This window comes from Tepidimonas fonticaldi, from assembly GCF_007556755.1.
GTDB lineage: Bacteria > Pseudomonadota > Gammaproteobacteria > Burkholderiales > Burkholderiaceae_C > Tepidimonas > Tepidimonas fonticaldi.
Map to the genome: position 1 here is coordinate 22,868 of NZ_VJOO01000017.1, position 15,502 is coordinate 38,369.

17 protein-coding genes are annotated in these 15,502 nt (G+C 69.5%); 12 read left to right on the forward strand and 5 right to left on the reverse strand.

Features of this window, described 5'->3' with window-relative positions:
• Positions 1–58 precede the first annotated feature (58 nt).
• The 5 genes from Tfont_RS09205 (at position 59) to serS (ending at position 4,512) form a co-directional block, all read left to right on the forward strand.
• Positions 59–382, forward strand: coding sequence for a c-type cytochrome (locus Tfont_RS09205; RefSeq protein ID WP_068610686.1), 324 nt, complete (start codon positions 59–61; stop codon positions 380–382).
• A gap of 50 nt (positions 383–432) precedes the next feature.
• Complete coding sequence (gene soxY / locus Tfont_RS09210) at positions 433–885, forward strand: thiosulfate oxidation carrier protein SoxY (RefSeq protein ID WP_068610445.1); 453 nt, start codon at positions 433–435, stop codon at positions 883–885.
• Positions 886–922: 37 nt separating this feature from the next.
• Positions 923–1,234, forward strand: a complete 312-nt coding sequence (soxZ, locus tag Tfont_RS09215; RefSeq protein ID WP_068609643.1) for a thiosulfate oxidation carrier complex protein SoxZ — start codon at positions 923–925, stop codon at positions 1,232–1,234.
• A 118-nt stretch (positions 1,235–1,352) separates the two neighbouring features.
• On the forward strand, positions 1,353–3,077 hold the full coding sequence (soxB, locus tag Tfont_RS09220; protein ID WP_068610443.1) for a thiosulfohydrolase SoxB: 1,725 nt from the start codon (positions 1,353–1,355) through the stop codon (positions 3,075–3,077).
• A 115-nt stretch (positions 3,078–3,192) separates the two neighbouring features.
• Positions 3,193–4,512 carry a serine--tRNA ligase gene (gene serS / locus Tfont_RS09225; RefSeq protein ID WP_143969213.1) on the forward strand — a complete coding sequence of 440 codons (1,320 nt, stop codon included), beginning with the start codon at positions 3,193–3,195 and terminating at the stop codon, positions 4,510–4,512.
• A gap of 6 nt (positions 4,513–4,518) precedes the next feature.
• Here the strand turns inward: serS and gloA are convergent, their stop codons facing one another.
• Together gloA and Tfont_RS09235 are read right to left on the reverse strand one after the other, a co-directional pair.
• Positions 4,519–4,932, reverse strand: a complete 414-nt coding sequence (gene gloA, locus Tfont_RS09230; RefSeq protein ID WP_068610441.1) for a lactoylglutathione lyase — start codon at positions 4,930–4,932, stop codon at positions 4,519–4,521.
• Between the two features lie 21 nt (positions 4,933–4,953).
• Complete coding sequence (locus Tfont_RS09235; protein WP_143969214.1) at positions 4,954–6,726, reverse strand: DEAD/DEAH box helicase; 1,773 nt, start codon at positions 6,724–6,726, stop codon at positions 4,954–4,956.
• Positions 6,727–6,975: 249 nt separating this feature from the next.
• Here Tfont_RS09235 and ettA point away from each other — a divergent pair, with 249 nt between their 5' ends.
• The 3 genes from ettA (at position 6,976) to Tfont_RS09250 (ending at position 10,048) form a co-directional block, all read left to right on the forward strand.
• Complete coding sequence (gene ettA / locus Tfont_RS09240) at positions 6,976–8,640, forward strand: energy-dependent translational throttle protein EttA (protein ID WP_143969215.1); 1,665 nt, start codon at positions 6,976–6,978, stop codon at positions 8,638–8,640.
• Between the two features lie 83 nt (positions 8,641–8,723).
• Positions 8,724–9,242, forward strand: a complete 519-nt coding sequence (locus tag Tfont_RS09245; protein ID WP_143969240.1) for a DUF1415 domain-containing protein — start codon at positions 8,724–8,726, stop codon at positions 9,240–9,242.
• A gap of 44 nt (positions 9,243–9,286) precedes the next feature.
• Positions 9,287–10,048 carry a helix-turn-helix domain-containing protein gene (locus tag Tfont_RS09250; protein WP_143969216.1) on the forward strand — a complete coding sequence of 254 codons (762 nt, stop codon included), beginning with the start codon at positions 9,287–9,289 and terminating at the stop codon, positions 10,046–10,048.
• Here the strand turns inward: Tfont_RS09250 and Tfont_RS09255 are convergent.
• Positions 9,982–10,473, reverse strand: a complete 492-nt coding sequence (locus tag Tfont_RS09255) for a YqaA family protein (RefSeq protein ID WP_143969217.1) — start codon at positions 10,471–10,473, stop codon at positions 9,982–9,984. The genes Tfont_RS09250 and Tfont_RS09255 overlap by 67 nt on opposite strands.
• 119 nt (positions 10,474–10,592) lie before the next feature.
• On the opposite strand from Tfont_RS09255, the gene dusB reads away from it, so the two are divergent.
• The 3 genes from dusB to purH are packed head-to-tail and all read left to right on the forward strand — an operon-like array spanning position 10,593 to position 13,563.
• Positions 10,593–11,648 carry a tRNA dihydrouridine synthase DusB gene (gene dusB / locus Tfont_RS09260; protein WP_143969218.1) on the forward strand — a complete coding sequence of 352 codons (1,056 nt, stop codon included), beginning with the start codon at positions 10,593–10,595 and terminating at the stop codon, positions 11,646–11,648.
• Positions 11,649–11,671: 23 nt separating this feature from the next.
• Entirely contained in the window at positions 11,672–11,917 is a 246-nt protein-coding gene (locus tag Tfont_RS09265) for a helix-turn-helix domain-containing protein (protein ID WP_068610432.1), read from the forward strand.
• 59 nt (positions 11,918–11,976) lie between these two features.
• Positions 11,977–13,563 carry a bifunctional phosphoribosylaminoimidazolecarboxamide formyltransferase/IMP cyclohydrolase gene (purH, locus tag Tfont_RS09270; RefSeq protein ID WP_143969219.1) on the forward strand — a complete coding sequence of 529 codons (1,587 nt, stop codon included), beginning with the start codon at positions 11,977–11,979 and terminating at the stop codon, positions 13,561–13,563.
• 17 nt (positions 13,564–13,580) lie between these two features.
• Here purH and Tfont_RS09275 read toward each other — a convergent pair whose 3' ends face one another.
• The gene (locus Tfont_RS09275) at positions 13,581–14,384 is read right to left on the reverse strand and encodes an SAM-dependent methyltransferase (protein WP_260682335.1); all 804 of its coding nucleotides are present in this window, start codon (positions 14,382–14,384) and stop codon (positions 13,581–13,583) included.
• The gene (locus Tfont_RS09280; protein ID WP_143969220.1) at positions 14,381–14,983 is read right to left on the reverse strand and encodes a Maf family protein; all 603 of its coding nucleotides are present in this window, start codon (positions 14,981–14,983) and stop codon (positions 14,381–14,383) included. The genes Tfont_RS09275 and Tfont_RS09280 overlap by 4 nt, the downstream gene beginning before the upstream one ends.
• Positions 14,984–15,092: 109 nt before the next feature.
• Between Tfont_RS09280 and Tfont_RS09285 the strand changes: the two genes are divergently transcribed.
• A complete protein-coding gene (locus Tfont_RS09285) occupies positions 15,093–15,500 on the forward strand; it encodes a Rieske (2Fe-2S) protein (protein ID WP_068610678.1) in 408 nt (135 codons plus the stop codon).
• Positions 15,501–15,502: the final 2 nt, after the last annotated feature.

Sequence of the window (15,502 nt, forward strand, 5' to 3'; positions counted from 1 at the left end):
CTCTAACGAAGGGCCTGCGCGGCAGGCCTTACCACCGCCAAGGAGCACGATGATGAACCTGAAGACGATGCTGATGGCTGCGGCCGGGGTTGCCGCCCTGGTCGGCCCGGCACATGCGCTGGACGCCGCGGCCGCCAAGGCTCTGGCCCAGAAGAACGCCTGCATGGGCTGCCACGCCGTGGACAAGAAGCTGGTCGGGCCGTCCTACAAGGATGTTGCCGCCAAGTACAAGGGCATGAAGCCCGAGGAGCTGGCCGCCTCGATCAAGAAGGGCGGCGCAGGCAAGTGGGGCCCGGTGCCGATGCCGGCCCAGGCGGCGCTCGGCGACAATGACGCTAAGCTGTTGGCTGAGTGGGTGCTGGCGGGGGCACCCGACAAGTGATGGCGGGCGTGCCCGTCGTCCCGAATGACGTTTACGACAAGGAGTTGCATATGAAACAGAACCGACGCGCCGTGCTGAAGGCCGGCGGGGCGCTGGCGACGCTGGTGTCGCTGGGCGTGGTGACGGCCGAGCAGGCGCTGGCGTCGGGCCGCGACGGCTTTGCAGCCAAGACGCTGGCGGACGCGCTCAAGGCGGTGGGGGGCCAGCCCGCGACGAGCGACCAGGTGCAAATCGTCTCGCCGGACATCGCGGAAAACGGCGCGGTGGTGCCGGTGGGTGCGGTGAGCAAGCTGCCCAACACGACCGAGATTTACCTGCTGGTGGAGAAGAACCCGACGCCGCTGTCGGCGATGTTCATGATTCCGGCGGGCACCGAGGCGGACGTGCAGACGCGCCTGAAGATGGGGCAGAGCACCAACGTGCTGGCGGTGGTCAAGGCCGACGGCAAGCTGTACTCGGCCGTCAAGGAAACGAAGGTGACGCTGGGCGGCTGCGGCGGCTGAAGCGGCACAGGGTAACGAACGCGAAGGAGAGACGAAGATGGCAGATCCGATGCGCATCCGGGCCAACGAGGCCGGTGGGGTGACGACGGTGCGGGTGCTCATGAGCCACCCGATGGAGCCGGGCACGCGGCGCGATGCGAGCGGCGCGCTGGTGCCGGCGCACCACATCACGGACGTGGTGGCCACGCACAACGGCAAGGAAGTGCTCAAGGCGCTGTGGAGCGGGGCGGTGTCGCAAAACCCGTTCCTGAGCTTCAAGTTCAAGGGCGCCAACAAGGGCGACAAGATCGTGGTCAAGTGGACCGACAACAAGGGCGAGTCGCGCACCGACGAGGCCGTGATCGCCTGATCCCGCACGCCGGGCGCCCCGGGCCGCTCCCCAGCGGCCCACCCAGGGCCAGCGGACCCGACGGCCCGCTGGCCTTTGCTTTCCAGGCGCCCCTCCAGCTTCCACAGGAACCGTCACCATGAGTTTCAGCCGCCGCGAGTTTCTTCAGGTGCTGGCCGTCGCCAGCGCCTCTGGCATGACCATTGCCCACGAGGACGTTCTGGCCGCCAAGCCGGGCGCTGTCAGCCGCCTGTACGACGTGCCCAAGTTCGGCAACGTCAGCTTCCTGCATTTCACCGACTGCCACGCGCAACTCACGCCGGTGTATTTCCGCGAGCCGAGCGTCAACCTGGGCGTCGGCGAGGCGCGCGGCCGGCCGCCGCACCTGGTCGGTGAGCACCTGCTCAAGCACTTCGGCATCCGCCCGGGCACGCACCAGGCGCACGCCTTCACCTATCTGGACTTTGCCCGCGCGGCCAAGACCTACGGCAAGGTGGGCGGCTTTGCGCACCTGGCCACGCTGGTCAAAATGCTCAAAGCCAGCCGCCCGCACGCGCTGCTGTGCGATGGCGGTGACACCTGGCAGGGCTCGGCCACCTCGCTGTGGACCAACGCCCAAGACATGGTCGACGCCTGCAAGCTGCTGGGCGTCAACGTCATGACCCCGCACTGGGAGTTCACCTTCGGCGCCAAGCGCGTGCAGGAGATCGTCGAGAAGGACTTCAAGGGCCACATCGACTTCGTCGCCCAGAACGTCAAGACGGCGGATTTCGAAGAGCTGGTCTTCCCGCCGTATGTGATCAAAGAGCAAAACGGCGTGTCGGTGGCCATCATCGGCCAGGCCTTCCCTTACACCCCGATTGCCAACCCGCGCTGGATGGTGCCGGACTGGACCTTTGGCATCCGTGACGACCACATGCAGAAGATGGTCGACGAGGTGCGCGCCAAGGGCGCCAAGGTGGTCGTGGTGCTGTCGCACAACGGCATGGATGTGGACATCAAGATGGCCTCGCGCGTGCGCGGCATCGACGCCATCCTGGGCGGCCACACCCACGACGGCATGCCCGCGCCGGTCATCGTCAAGAACGCCGGTGGCCAGACGCTGGTGACCAACGCCGGCTCCAACAGCAAGTTCCTGGGGGTGCTGGACTTCGACGTGCGGGACGGTCAGGTGCGCGGCTACCAGTACCGCCTGCTGCCGGTGTTTGCCAACCTGCTGCCGGCCGATGCCGAGATGGCGGCCTACATCGAGAAGGTGCGCGCGCCGTACAAGGCCAAGCTGGAAGAGAAGCTCGCGGTCACCGAAGGCCTGCTGTACCGTCGCGGCAACTTCAACGGATCGTGGGACCAGCTCATTCTGGATGCGCTGATGGAGGTCAAGGGGGCGGATGCGGCCTTCTCGCCGGGCGTGCGCTGGGGCACCAGCCTGCTGCCGGGCGACGTGATCACCTACGAGCGCATGATGGATCAGATGGCCATGACCTACCCGGCCACCACGCTCAACGAGTTCACGGGCGCCCAGATCAAAGAGATCATGGAGGACGTGGCCGACAACCTGTTCAACCCCGATCCGTACTACCAGCAGGGCGGCGACATGGTGCGCGTCGGCGGCATCCAGTACACCATCGACCCGACCGCGCCCATGGGCCAGCGCATCCAGAACCTGACCCTGAAGGGCAAGCCGCTGGCCGCGGACAAGACCTACAAGGTGGCGGGCTGGGCGTCGGTGCAAGAGGGCGTGACCGGTACCCCGATCTGGGACGTGGTTGCGGGTTATCTGCGCGACAAAAAGGTCATCAAGCCGGTGCAGATCAACCAGCCCAAGGTCATCAACGTCGGCGGCAACCCGGGCCTGGCGGCCTGAGCCGGCCAGCCCCAACGGGTGTGACCAAGCCCGCTTCGGCGGGCTTTTTGCTGCCCGGCCGTCCGCCCGGCGGGGGTGCGTCGCTGTGCAGCGCCCCGCCTACAATTGCGCCACCATGCTCGATATCGCCACCCTGCGCCGCGACCTCGACGCCGTCGTCGCGCGGCTTGAGACCCGAAAGAACCCCCAACCCTATCTCGACGTCGCGGCCTTCACCGCGCTCGAAAACGAGCGCAAGGCCCTGCAGGTCCGCACCGAGGAGCTGCAAGCCCGCCGCAACAGCCTGTCCAAGCAAATTGGCGTGCTCAAAGGCAAGGGTCAGCATGCCGAAGCCGAGGCCGCCATGGCCGAGGTCGCCCAGATCAAAGGGACGCTGGAGGCCTCCGCCGCGCGGCTGGAGCAGATCCAGACGGAACTGCAGACGCTGTTGCTGGCCGTGCCCAACCTGCCGCAGCCGGAAGTGCCCGTCGGCCCGGACGAAAGCGGCAACGTGGAGCTGCGCCGCTGGAGCCCCGCCGGTGGCCTGGGCGGGTCGCCGACGGCGCTGCCGTTCGAGCCGCGGGACCACGTGACGCTGGGGGAGCGGCTGGGGCTGGACTTCGAGACCGCGGCCAAGCTCAGCGGTGCCCGCTTTGCCGTGTTGCGCGGGCCGATCGCACGGCTGCATCGGGCGCTCGCGCAGTTCATGCTGGATGTGCAGACCGGCGAGCATGGCTACACCGAGTGCTACACCCCGTACGTCGTCAACGCGCAGACCTTGCGCGGCACGGGGCAGCTGCCCAAGTTCGAGGCCGACCTGTTCGCCGCCAAGAAGGGGGGCGCCGAGGGCGACGAGGAGGCGATGTATCTGATCCCCACCAGCGAGGTGACGCTGACCAACTTCGTGCGCGACGCCATCCTGACCGAGGCCGAACTGCCGATCAAGCTGACCGCGCACACGCCGTGCTTCCGCTCCGAGGCCGGCGCGGCCGGGCGCGACACGCGCGGCCTGATCCGCCAGCACCAGTTCGACAAGGTGGAGATGGTGCAGATCGTGCACCCGCAGCACAGCCACGCGGCGCTGGAGGAGATGACCGGCCACGCCGAGGCGATCCTGCAGCGGCTGGGGCTGCCGTACCGCGTGGTGCTGCTGTGCACCGGCGACATGGGCTTTGGCGCCGCGCGCACGCACGACCTGGAGGTGTGGCTGCCGGCGCAGGGCACCTACCGCGAGATCAGCTCGGTGAGCAACTGCGGCGACTTCCAGGCGCGGCGGCTGCAGGCGCGCTTTCGCAACGCGCAGGGCAAGCCGGAGCTGGTGCACACGCTCAACGGCTCGGGCTTGGCGGTCGGGCGGGCGCTGGTGGCGGTGCTGGAAAACTACCAGAACGCCGACGGCACCATCACCGTGCCCGAAGCGCTGCGGCCCTACCTCGGCGGGGCCGAGCGGCTGTGATGGCGGTCAGCTCAGCCCCGCCCCGGCGGCATCAAAGTCGCGCTGGATCAGCTCGATCTTGTAGCCGTCGGGGTCGGTGACGAAGGCGATCACCGTCGTGCCGCCCTTGACCGGGCCGGGTTCACGCGTGATGGTGCCGCCCGCGGCGCGGATGCGCTCGCACGCCGCGTACACGTCGGGCACGCCGATGGCGATGTGGCCGTAGGCCGTGCCCATCTCGTACTTGTCGACGCCCCAGTTGTAGGTCAGCTCGATCTCGGCCTGGCCGGGGTTGCCCCCGTCAAAGCCCAGGAAGGCGAGCGAGTACTTGTACTCCGGGTTTTCGGAGGTGCGCAGCAACTGCATGCCCAGCACCTGGGTGTAGAAGGCGATGGAGCGCTGCAAGTCGCCGACCCGCAGCATGGTGTGGAGGATGCGCATGGTGGATTCCTTCCGTTGGTGTCACTGAATGCGGCCGAAGCTGGTGCGCAGCGGATCGATGCCGCCGCCCCCGCCCCCGCCTTTGCCCCCGCCGCCGCGGTTTTTGTTGCGGTTGCGGCGGCCGCGGTCGTTCAGGGCGTCGATACCGGTGCGCAGCGGGTCCGGCTGGCGTGCCGGCCCCGCTGGCTGGGGTTTGCGGGCGCCGGACGATTGGGGCGCGGGGCGGCCGTCCCGCCCTGCGCCTTCGCGCGGTGGGCGCGGCTGGGCGGCCGCGCCGCCATCCGCACGGGGCGGCTGGCCGCCGCCGGCGTTGCCGATGCTACCGCCAGCGCCTTTGGCCTTGCCACGGCGGCGCCGGTTGCGGCTGCGCCGCCCGTCGGGGTCGATGCGGGTGCGCTGCTCGCCATCCGCGCCCATGTCGCCGTCTTCCGAGTCGGTCGCATCGTCGTCATCCCGGTCGGCCCGCTCCGCTGCCTCGGCGGCCGCGGACGCCTTCGGTGCGGGGCCGGCTTTGCGGGCGCGCATGCGGTCCAGCATCTCGCGCCGGGCGGCCTTGGCCGCTGCGGCCATGACTTCGCGGCTGGGCGGCTTGCCGGCGCCACCCCACAGGACTTGGCGGCCCATGGCGATGGGTTCGGCCTTTTCCCCGGGCTCGGGCATGAACTCCGGCAGCACCTGCACTGGGATCTGTTGCCCGGTGAAGCGCTCGATGGCCATCATCCAGCCTTCTTCGTCTAGGCTGACGAAGCTCAGCGCCTCGCCCTCGGCGCCGGCACGGCCGGTGCGGCCGATGCGGTGCACATAGTCCTCGGGCACATTGGGGATGTCGTAGTTGACGACGTGCGGCAGCTCCTCGATGTCGATGCCGCGCGCGGCGATGTCGGTGGCCACCAGCACGCGCAGCTGCCCGCTCTTGAAACCATCCAGCGCCTGGGTGCGCGCCGTCTGGCTCTTGTTGCCGTGCAGCGCCATCGCGCTGATGCCGTGTTCGTTGAGGAACTGCGCCACCTGGTTGGCGCCGAATTTGGTGCGCGTGAACACCAGCACCTGGTTCCAGCCGTTGCCGTCCAGCAGGTGCTTGAGCAGCGCCATCTTCTTGGTGCGGCCCACGGGGTGGATGGTCTGGCGGATGCGCTGCACCGTGGTGTTGGGCGGCGTCACCTGGATGTGCCGCGGCTCGCGCAGCAGGCCGGCGGCCAGCGCCTTGATCTCGTCGCTGAAGGTGGCCGAGAACAGCAGGCTCTGCTTATTTTCCGGCAGCAGCGCCAGCACCTTGCGCACGTCGTGGATGAAGCCCATGTCGAGCATGCGGTCGGCCTCGTCCAGCACCAGGATTTCGACCTTGGAGAGGTCGAGGTGGCCCTGATCGGCCAAGTCCAGCAGCCGGCCCGGTGTCGCCACCAGGATGTCCACGCCCTTGGCCAGCTTTTCGATCTGGGGATTGAGGCCCACGCCGCCAAACACCACCGCCGATTTGAGCTTGAGGTGCTTGCCGTAGGCTTTGACCGAGTCCTCGACCTGGGCGGCCAGCTCGCGGGTGGGGGTCAGCACCAGGGCGCGGATGGGGCGCGGCTGACCGCGCTTGGGCGTCTCGCCGCGCGAGGCGAGCAGATGCAGCATCGGCAGCGTGAAGGCGGCCGTCTTGCCGGTGCCGGTTTGGGCGCCGGCCAGCAGGTCGTGTCCGGCCAGCACGGCGGGGATGGCCTCGGCCTGGATGGGGGTGGGCGTCTCGTAGCCCTGCTCGCGCACGGCCTCGACGATGGCCGGCAGCAGTTGGAGTTCTTCGAATGTCATGTGAAGGTCGGGCGCCCATGCCGGGGCGCGCGGCATCGGCCCACGCCGTCGGGTGCCGGATCGGTCGATCCCGCGCACCGGTCGAGCGGCTCAGTCAGGGGCAGATGGGGTCAGGAAGGTGAGCCGGGGCGCGACTGCAGGGCCCGGTCAACCCGAATTGTTGCATAACTGGGATAATTCGAGGAAACCCGGGCCGCGATCCCGGGACATTTTTTTCACGATCCGTTGTTTTTCCGAAGGTAGCCCGCGATGGCCCAGTATGTTTTCACGATGAACCGCGTCTCCAAGACCGTGCCGCCCAAGCGGCAGATCTTGAAAGACATTTCGCTGAGTTTCTTCCCCGGCGCCAAGATCGGCGTGCTGGGGCTCAACGGTGCCGGCAAGTCCACGCTGCTCAAGATCATGGCCGGGGTGGACAAGGATTTCGAGGGCGAGGCCGTGCCCATGCCCGGCATCAAGATCGGCTACCTGCCGCAGGAGCCGCAGCTCAACCCCGACCAGACCGTGCGCCAGGCGGTGGAAGAGGGCATCGGCGGCGCGCTGGCGGCCAAGAAGCGGCTGGAGGAGGTCTATGCCGCGTATGCCGAGCCGGACGCCGACTTCGACGCGTTGGCTGCCGAGCAGGCGGAGCTGGAGGCCATCATCGCCGCCGCCGGCAGCGAGAACACCGACCTGCAACTGGAGCTGGCCGCCGATGCGCTGAACCTGCCGCCGTGGGACGCGGTGATCCGCAACCTCTCCGGCGGCGAGAAGCGCCGCGTGGCGCTGTGCCGGCTGCTGCTGTCCAAGCCGGACATGCTGCTGCTGGACGAGCCGACCAACCACCTGGACGCCGAGAGCGTGCACTGGCTGGAGCAGTTCCTGCAGCGTTTCCCCGGCACGGTGGTGGCGATCACGCACGACCGCTATTTCCTGGACAACGCGGCGGAGTGGATTCTGGAGCTGGACCGCGGCATGGGCATCCCGTACAAGGGCAACTACTCCGAATGGCTGGAGCAGAAGGAGCGCCGGCTGGAGCAGGAGCAAAAGTCCGAGGATGCGCGCCGCAAGGCCATGAAGGAGGAGCTCAAGTGGGTGCGCTCCAACGCCAAGGGGCGCCAGGCCAAGAGCAAGGCGCGTCTGCAGCGCTTCGAGGAGCTGAGCGACTACGAATACCAAAAGCGCAACGAGACCAACGAGATCTTCATCCCCGTCGCCGAGCGGCTGGGCTCGCAGGTCATCGAGTTCAAGAACGTCAGCAAATCGTTCGGTGACCGGCTGTTGATCGACAACCTGTCGTTCAGCGTGCCGGCCGGCGCCATCGTCGGCATCATCGGTCCCAACGGCGCGGGCAAGTCCACGCTGTTTCGCATGATCCAGGGCGTGGAAAAGCCCGACAGCGGCGAGATCATCATCGGCCAGACCGCCAAGCTCGCCTTCGTGGATCAGAGCCGTGACAGCCTGGATGGCAGCAAGACCGTGTGGGAGGACGTCTCCGGCGGGCTGGATAACATCACCGTGGGCAAGTTCGTCATGCCCAGCCGGGCGTATCTGGGCCGCTTCAACTTCAAGGGCAACGATCAGCAAAAGCGCGTCGCCGATCTGTCGGGCGGCGAGCGTGGTCGCTTGCATCTGGCCAAGACGCTGGCCAAGGGCGGCAACGTGCTGCTGCTGGACGAACCGTCCAACGATCTGGACGTGGAAACCCTGCGCGCGCTGGAGGATGCGCTGCTGGAGTTTGCCGGCAGCGCGTTGGTGATCAGCCACGACCGCTGGTTCCTCGACCGTATCTGCACGCACATCTTGGCCTACGAGGGCGACAGCCAGTGGTATTTCTACGACGGCAACTTCACCGAGTACGAGGCCGACAAGGTGCGCCGGCTGGGTGAAGAGGGGGCGCGCCCGAAGCGCGTGCGCTTCAAGTCGCTGGCCTGACCGTGGCTGCCACGCCCGTCCCCGCGCCCGGCGCTCCGGCCGCCCCGCCCGGTGCGCCCGACGTGTCCGCGGTCGAGGCGGCGATGCGCCGCTGGATCGAGCGCGCCGTCATCGGCCTGAATCTGTGCCCGTTTGCCAAGGCGGTCTGGGTGAAGGACCAGGTGCGCATCGCGGTCAGCCGGGCGCGGCATCTGGATGCCTTTCTGGACGATCTGGATGCCGAGCTGCTGCGGCTGCGTGATACGCCGCCCGAGGTACTCGACACGACGCTGCTCGTGCATCCGACGCTGTTTCCGGACTTCTTCGTGTTCAACGATTTTCTGGACGTGGTGGATCGGGTGATCGAAGAGCACGGGCTGGAGGGGGTGATCCAGGTCGCGCCCTTCCACCCGGACTTCGTGTTCGACGGCGTCGATCCGGACGACATCACCAACGCCACCAACCGCGCGCCCTATGCGACGCTGCACCTGCTGCGCGAGGACAGCGTGGCGCGCGCCGTGGCCTCGGGCGACCCGGTCGAGGCGATCGTCGAGCGCAATCTGGACACCCTGCGCCGGCTCGGGCCGCAGGGGTGGCAGCGCTTGCTCGGCACGGACGAATGAGCAAAAATCCGCATTCTTGTCAGTTTTAGGTCAAAATGGCGGGAATGAAACCGGACGATATCGATTCCGATCTGCCATCCGACGCCGAGGCGTACTACACGACCTTGGAAGTCGCCCGCATCCTGGGCATGGCCGTGCGCTCCGTCCAGTTGATGGTCGACCGGGGCGATCTGCAGGCGTGGAAAACCCCGGGGGGGCACCGCCGCATCACCGCGTCGTCCCTGCAGCGCTGGCTGGCCCGCAGCCGCGCCGGGGTGGCACCCCCCGCGGCCTCGCGCATGGCGCGGCCGCGCCGCGGGGCCGCGCGCAGCGGCCGGCCGCCGCGCATTTTGCTCATCGAGGATTCTTCGCATTTCCAGCACCTGGTGCAGTTGCTGGTGCGCCAGCGCTTCCCCCGCGCCGAATTGCATGTGGCGGGCGACGGGATTTCGGGCTTGGTGTCCTTTGGGCAGTTGCAGCCCGATCTGCTGATCGTGGACATTTTGCTGCCGGGCATCGATGGCGCATCGATGGTCATGGGCCTGCGCCGCCACGAACTGTTCGGCGGATGCGGGCTGATCGTGCTCACCTCGCTGGACGAGCAGGCGCGCCGCGATTATGCGCACGCGCTGGAGGACGTCGCCGTGGTGCACAAGCCCGACCTCGTGCGCGATTTGCCGCCGCTGATCGAGCGGGCCTTGGGCGAGCGGTTGCGCGAGACGGATCCCTCCGCTGCGTCCGCGGCGGGCGATGCCCCCCCTCAGCGCGCCAGCGCAGACCAGTCGCCCGGCACCAGCCACAGCAGCCCGGCGGTCATGACCACGTAGCGGGCGAATTTGCCCACGGCCATGTAGGCCACGCAGGGCCAGAACGGAAACTTGAGCCACCCCGCCACCGCGCACAGCGGGTCGCCCACGGCGGGCAGCCAGCTCAGCAAACAGGCCTTGGGGCCAAAGCGCTCCAGCCAGTCCAGCGCGCGCAGATGGGTGGGCGAGCCGCGCGCGCGGTCGATGGCCGCGTGTGCGCCGTAGCCCATGGCCCAGCTCACCGCACCGCCGAGGGTGTTGCCCACGGTGGCCACCAGGATGGCCGGCCAGAACAACTCGGGGTTGAGCTTGACCAGCGCGAACACGGCCGGCTCCGACCCCATGGGCAGCAGCGTCGCCGAGACGAACGCCACCACGAATACCGTGGTCAGGCCCACCTCGGGCAGGCTGAGGGTGTGCAGCAGGGACGGGATCCAGGCATCCATGGCGGTATCGGTCGGCCGGCGCGCAGTATAGGCTAGGCGCTGGGGGTAGGGGTACAATCTTGCCCAATTTTTCAGCAGCCCGTTCCTCCTCCTTCCTTTCCCCTTCCCGTCCGCTTGCCATGACCGACGGCCCCGCGATCGGCCCCTATGTGCTGCCCAACCGCCTGTTCGTTGCGCCGATGGCCGGGGTGACGGACCGGCCATTCCGGCGGCTGTGCAAGCGGCTGGGCGCCGGCTACGCGGTCAGCGAGATGATCACCTCGCGCCCGGAGCTGCAGGCCAGCCTGAAGACCGCGCGGCGCGCCAACCACGACGGCGAGCCGGGGCCGATCGCAGTGCAGATCGCCGGCACCGACCCGGCGATGATGGCCGAGGCGGCGGGCCACAACATCGACCGCGGCGCGCAGATCATCGACATCAACATGGGCTGCCCGGCCAAGAAGGTCTGCAACCGGTGGGCCGGCTCCGCCCTGATGCAGGACGAGGCGCTGGCCGCCGCGATCATCGAGGCGGTGGTGGCGGCCTGCGAGCCGCATGGCGTGCCGGTGACGCTGAAGATGCGCACCGGCTGGTGCGACGCCGTGCGCAACGCCCCGCGGCTGGCGCGCATCGCCGAGGAGGCCGGCGTGCGCATGCTCGTGATTCACGGGCGCACGCGCGCGCAGGGTTACGGCGGCGTGGCCGAACACGACACCACGGCGCTCGTCAAGACCCTGGTGCGCATCCCGGTGGTGGCCAACGGCGACCTCGACGGCGCTGAGGCGGTGCGCCGGGTGCTGGCGCACACCGGGGCCGATGCGGTGATGATCGGCCGCGCGGCGCAGGGTCGGCCGTGGCTGTTCCGCGACATCCTGCACGAGCTGCGCACCGGCCGCCCGGCGGCGCCGCCGACCACCGCCGAGCTGCGCGAGTGGCTGCGCGAGCACCTGCTGGACCACTACGCGCTCTACGGCGAGGCCGCCGGCGTGCGCAGCGCGCGCAAGCACCTGCTGTGGTACCTGCGCGCGCTCGGCGGCCCGCCGGCGGCGCAGCAGCGGCTGCGCGCCGCGGTGATCGCCGCCGAGCGGGCCGAGGCGCAGCTGCAGGCGCTGGAGGATTTCCTCGACGAGCGCGACGCTGCCCCGGCCGCCGAACCCGCCGCCCGCCCCGAGCCCGAGGCGGCGCTGGCGGCCTGACGACCCCGAACCCGACACCCGACATGGATCCCCAGTCCCCCCACCTGCCCGACTGCGTGCGCGAAAGCCTCGACGCCTACTTCGCGACGCTCGCCGACACCGAGCCGGCCAATCTGCACGAGATGCTGATCCGCGCGGTGGAAAAGCCGCTGCTGGAGGTGGTGATGGCGCGCGCGCGCGGCAACCAGTCGCGCGCCGCCCAGTGGCTGGGCCTCAACCGCAACACGCTGCGCAAGAAGCTGCTCGAGCACGGCCTGCTCGACGGCTGAAGCCCAGCCCAGATTCAAGCCCCGATTCACCGCAACCGCCCCCCGAGGATCCCCCGACGATGAGAGCCCTGATTTCCGTCTCCGACAAGACCGGCGTGCTGGAGCTGGCGCGCGAGCTGCACGCGCTGGGCGTGCAGCTGATTTCCACCGGCGGCACTGCCCGTCTGCTGGCCGAGGCCGGCCTGCCGGTTGCCGAGGTGGCCGACGTGACCGGCTTTCCGGAAATGCTGGACGGCCGCGTCAAGACGCTGCACCCCGGGATCCACGGCGGGCTGCTTGCGCGGCGCGACGTGCCGGCGCACATGGCGGCGCTGGCGCAGCACGGCATTGCCCCGATCGACCTGCTGGTGGTCAACCTCTATCCGTTCGAGGCCACGGTGGCGCGGCCCGGCTGCACGCTGGCCGAGGCGATCGAGAACATCGACATCGGCGGGCCGGCGATGGTGCGCTCGGCGGCGAAGAACTGGCGTGATGTGGCCGTGCTGACCGACCCGGCGCAGTACGCCCCGGTGCTGGCCGAACTCAAGGACGGCGGGCGCGTCAGCGACGCCACGCGCCTGCAGCTCGCAGTGGCGGCGTTCAACCGCATCGCGCAGTACGACGCCGCGATCAGTCAGTACCTGTCGGCGCTGGACCTGTCGGCCGGCGTGCCGGCGGCCGAGGTCGAGCCGGCGCGGCTGCCGTTTCCGGCCCAGTTCAACGCCTGCTGGACCAAGGTGCAGGACCTGCGCTACGGCGAGAACCCGCACCAGCAGGCCGCCTTCTACCGCGACGCCGACGCGCCGGTGGGATCGCTGGCCACCGCGCAGCAGCTGCAGGGCAAGGAACTCTCCTACAACAACATCGCCGACGCCGACGCGGCGTGGGAGTGCGTCAAGGGCTTCGAGGCGCCGGCCTGCGTCATCATCAAGCACGCCAACCCGTGCGGCGTGGCCATCGGCGCCACGGCGCTGGAGGCCTACCGCAAGGCGTTCCAGACCGACCCCACGAGCGCCTTCGGCGGCATCATCGCCTTCAACCGGGCGCTGGACGGCCAGGCCGCGCAGGCGGTGGCGCAGCAGTTCGTCGAGGTGCTGATCGCGCCGGACTTCACGCCGGAGGCGCTGGCGGTGTTCAAGGCCAAGGCCAACGTGCGGCTGCTGCGCATCGCGCTGCCGACCGACGTGGCCGCCACGCGCAACCGGCTGCACCTGCAGCGCGTCGGTGGCGGCGTGCTGGTGCAGACCGCCGACCACCACGTGCTGCGGCCCGAGGACCTGCGCGTCGTCACGCGCCGCCAGCCGAGCGCGCAGGAGCTGCAGGACCTGCTGTTCGCCTGGGCGGTGGCGCAGTACGTCAAGAGCAACGCCATCGTCTTCTGCAAGGACGGCATGACGATGGGCGTGGGCGCCGGGCAGATGAGCCGGCTGGACTCCGCGCGCATCGCCAGCATCAAGGCGCAGGCCGCGGGCTTAAGCCTCAAAGGCACGGCGGTGGCCAGCGATGCGTTCTTCCCGTTCCGCGACGGGCTGGACGTGGTGGTGGACGCCGGCGCCACCTGCGTGATCCAGCCGGGCGGCTCGGTGCGCGACGCCGAGGTGATCGCCGCCGCCGACGAGCGCGGCGTGGCGATGGTCTTTACCGGCGTGCGGCACTTCCGCCACTGACGGCGGGCGGGCCCGATTCAGTGGCCCAGGACGAACACGGCCGGCAAGTCGAGCGGCAGGGCGGGCGGCTGGCGGCGCCAGTCGGCCACGCGTGCGCTGTGCACGGCTTGCGTCGGCAGGCCCAGGCCGCAGGCCAGCGCCAGCCGCGTGTCGGGCGGCAGCACCTGCAGCGCGGTTTGCAGCAAAGCGGCGTTGCGGTAGGGCGTTTCGATGAAGATCTGGGTCTGGCCCAGCCGGCGCGCGGTGGCTTCCAGCTCGCGCAGGCGCGCCGCGCGTTCCCCCGCCCCCTGCGGCAGGTAGCCGACGAAAGCGAAGTGCTGGCCGTGGCAGCCGCTGGCGGCCAGCGCCAGCATCAGCGACACCGGGCCCGTCAGCGGCACCACGCGCAGGCCCAGGGCGTGGGCGGCGCGGACCACGGCGGCCCCGGGGTCTGCGATCGCGGGCATGCCGGCCTCGCTCACCAAACCGATGGCGTGGCCTTGCAGCGCCGGTGCCAGCCATTCGCGCGCCTGGGCATCCGCCCCCCGGTGGCGGTCGCCGTGTTTGTGCCAATCGCGCGGCAGCTCGGTGATCGTGTGCTGCTGCAGCGGGGTTGCCAGGGGCTGCACCGCCTGCACGCGTTTGAGGAAGGCGCGCGTGCTCTTGGCGTTTTCGGTGATCCAGTGCGTCAGGCCGGCCGCCGTCGCCAGGGTCAAGGCGGGCAGGGCCTCACGCACGTCCGGCTGCGGCGTGCAGCCAAAGTCCAACGGCGTCGGCACCAGGTAGAGCGTGCCGGGCACCGCTGCGTCGGGCATCGCGGCCTCAGGGGCGGCCGGATTCATGGCAACGTCACCCCGGCGCCGCGCAACAGCCGCGCGGTGCGGATCAGCGGCAGGCCGACGAGGGCGCTGGGGTCGTCGCTGACGATGGACTCCAGCAGCGCGATGCCCAGCCCCTCGCTCTTGGCGCTGCCGGCGCAGTCGTAAGGGCGTTCGGCGAGCAGATAGCGCTCGATTTCGGCGTCGCTCAGGTCGCGAAAGCGCACCTCCACCACCGCCAGATCCTCCGCCGCATAGCCGCTGGCGTGGCAGACGACCGCCAGCGCGGTCTGAAAGCGCACCGTCTGCCCGCGCATGGCGCGCAACTGCGCGACCGCGCGCTCGTGCGTCCCGGGTTTGCCCAGCGCGGCGCCATCCAGGTCCGCCACCTGGTCGCTGCCGATCACGATGGCCTGCGGGTGCCGTTGGGCGACGGCCTCGGCCTTGGCGCGGGCCAGGCGTTGTGCCAGGCGGGCTGGGGGTTCGCCCGGCAGTGGGGTTTCGTCCACCTGGGGGGCGACGGTTTCGAAGGGCAGGCGCAGCCGTGCCAGCAGCTCGCGCCGGTACGGCGAGGTGGAGCCCAGGACGATGGGCCGGGGCAGGGCAGGGGCAAAGGTCTCCATGGCGGTATTGTCGCTGCCGCCGCGCTATGCTTGGGTTGGATCAGGTCGGGTGAAAGGGGCGCCCGGACGGGGCCCATCGCCATGGCGGAGGGACGGTATGGACGAGTCGATGCGGAACGACAGCGGGTCAGACGCCGGTACTGGCGTGGCCGGGGCGTCGTGGCATGCGCTGTGCCGCAGCGCGGACTTGGCCGAGGGCGGCGAGGCGGTGCCCTTCGACGTGCGCTACCGGGGCCAGACGTGCCGGGCCTTTGCCATTCGCTACCGGGGCGCCGTCCATGCGTACCTCAACCGCTGCAGCCATGTGGCGATGGAGATGGACTGGATGCCCAACCGCTTTTTCGACCTGACCGGGCAGTTTCTGGTCTGCGGCGCCCACGGGGCGCTGTTCGAGCCGCACACCGGGCGTTGCGTGGGTGGCCCGGGTCGCGGGCCTCTGGTGGCCATCCCCGCGCGTGAGCGCGACGGGGTGGTCTTTTGGCAGTCACAATACGACCTGCAACCCGTTGTCTTTTGACC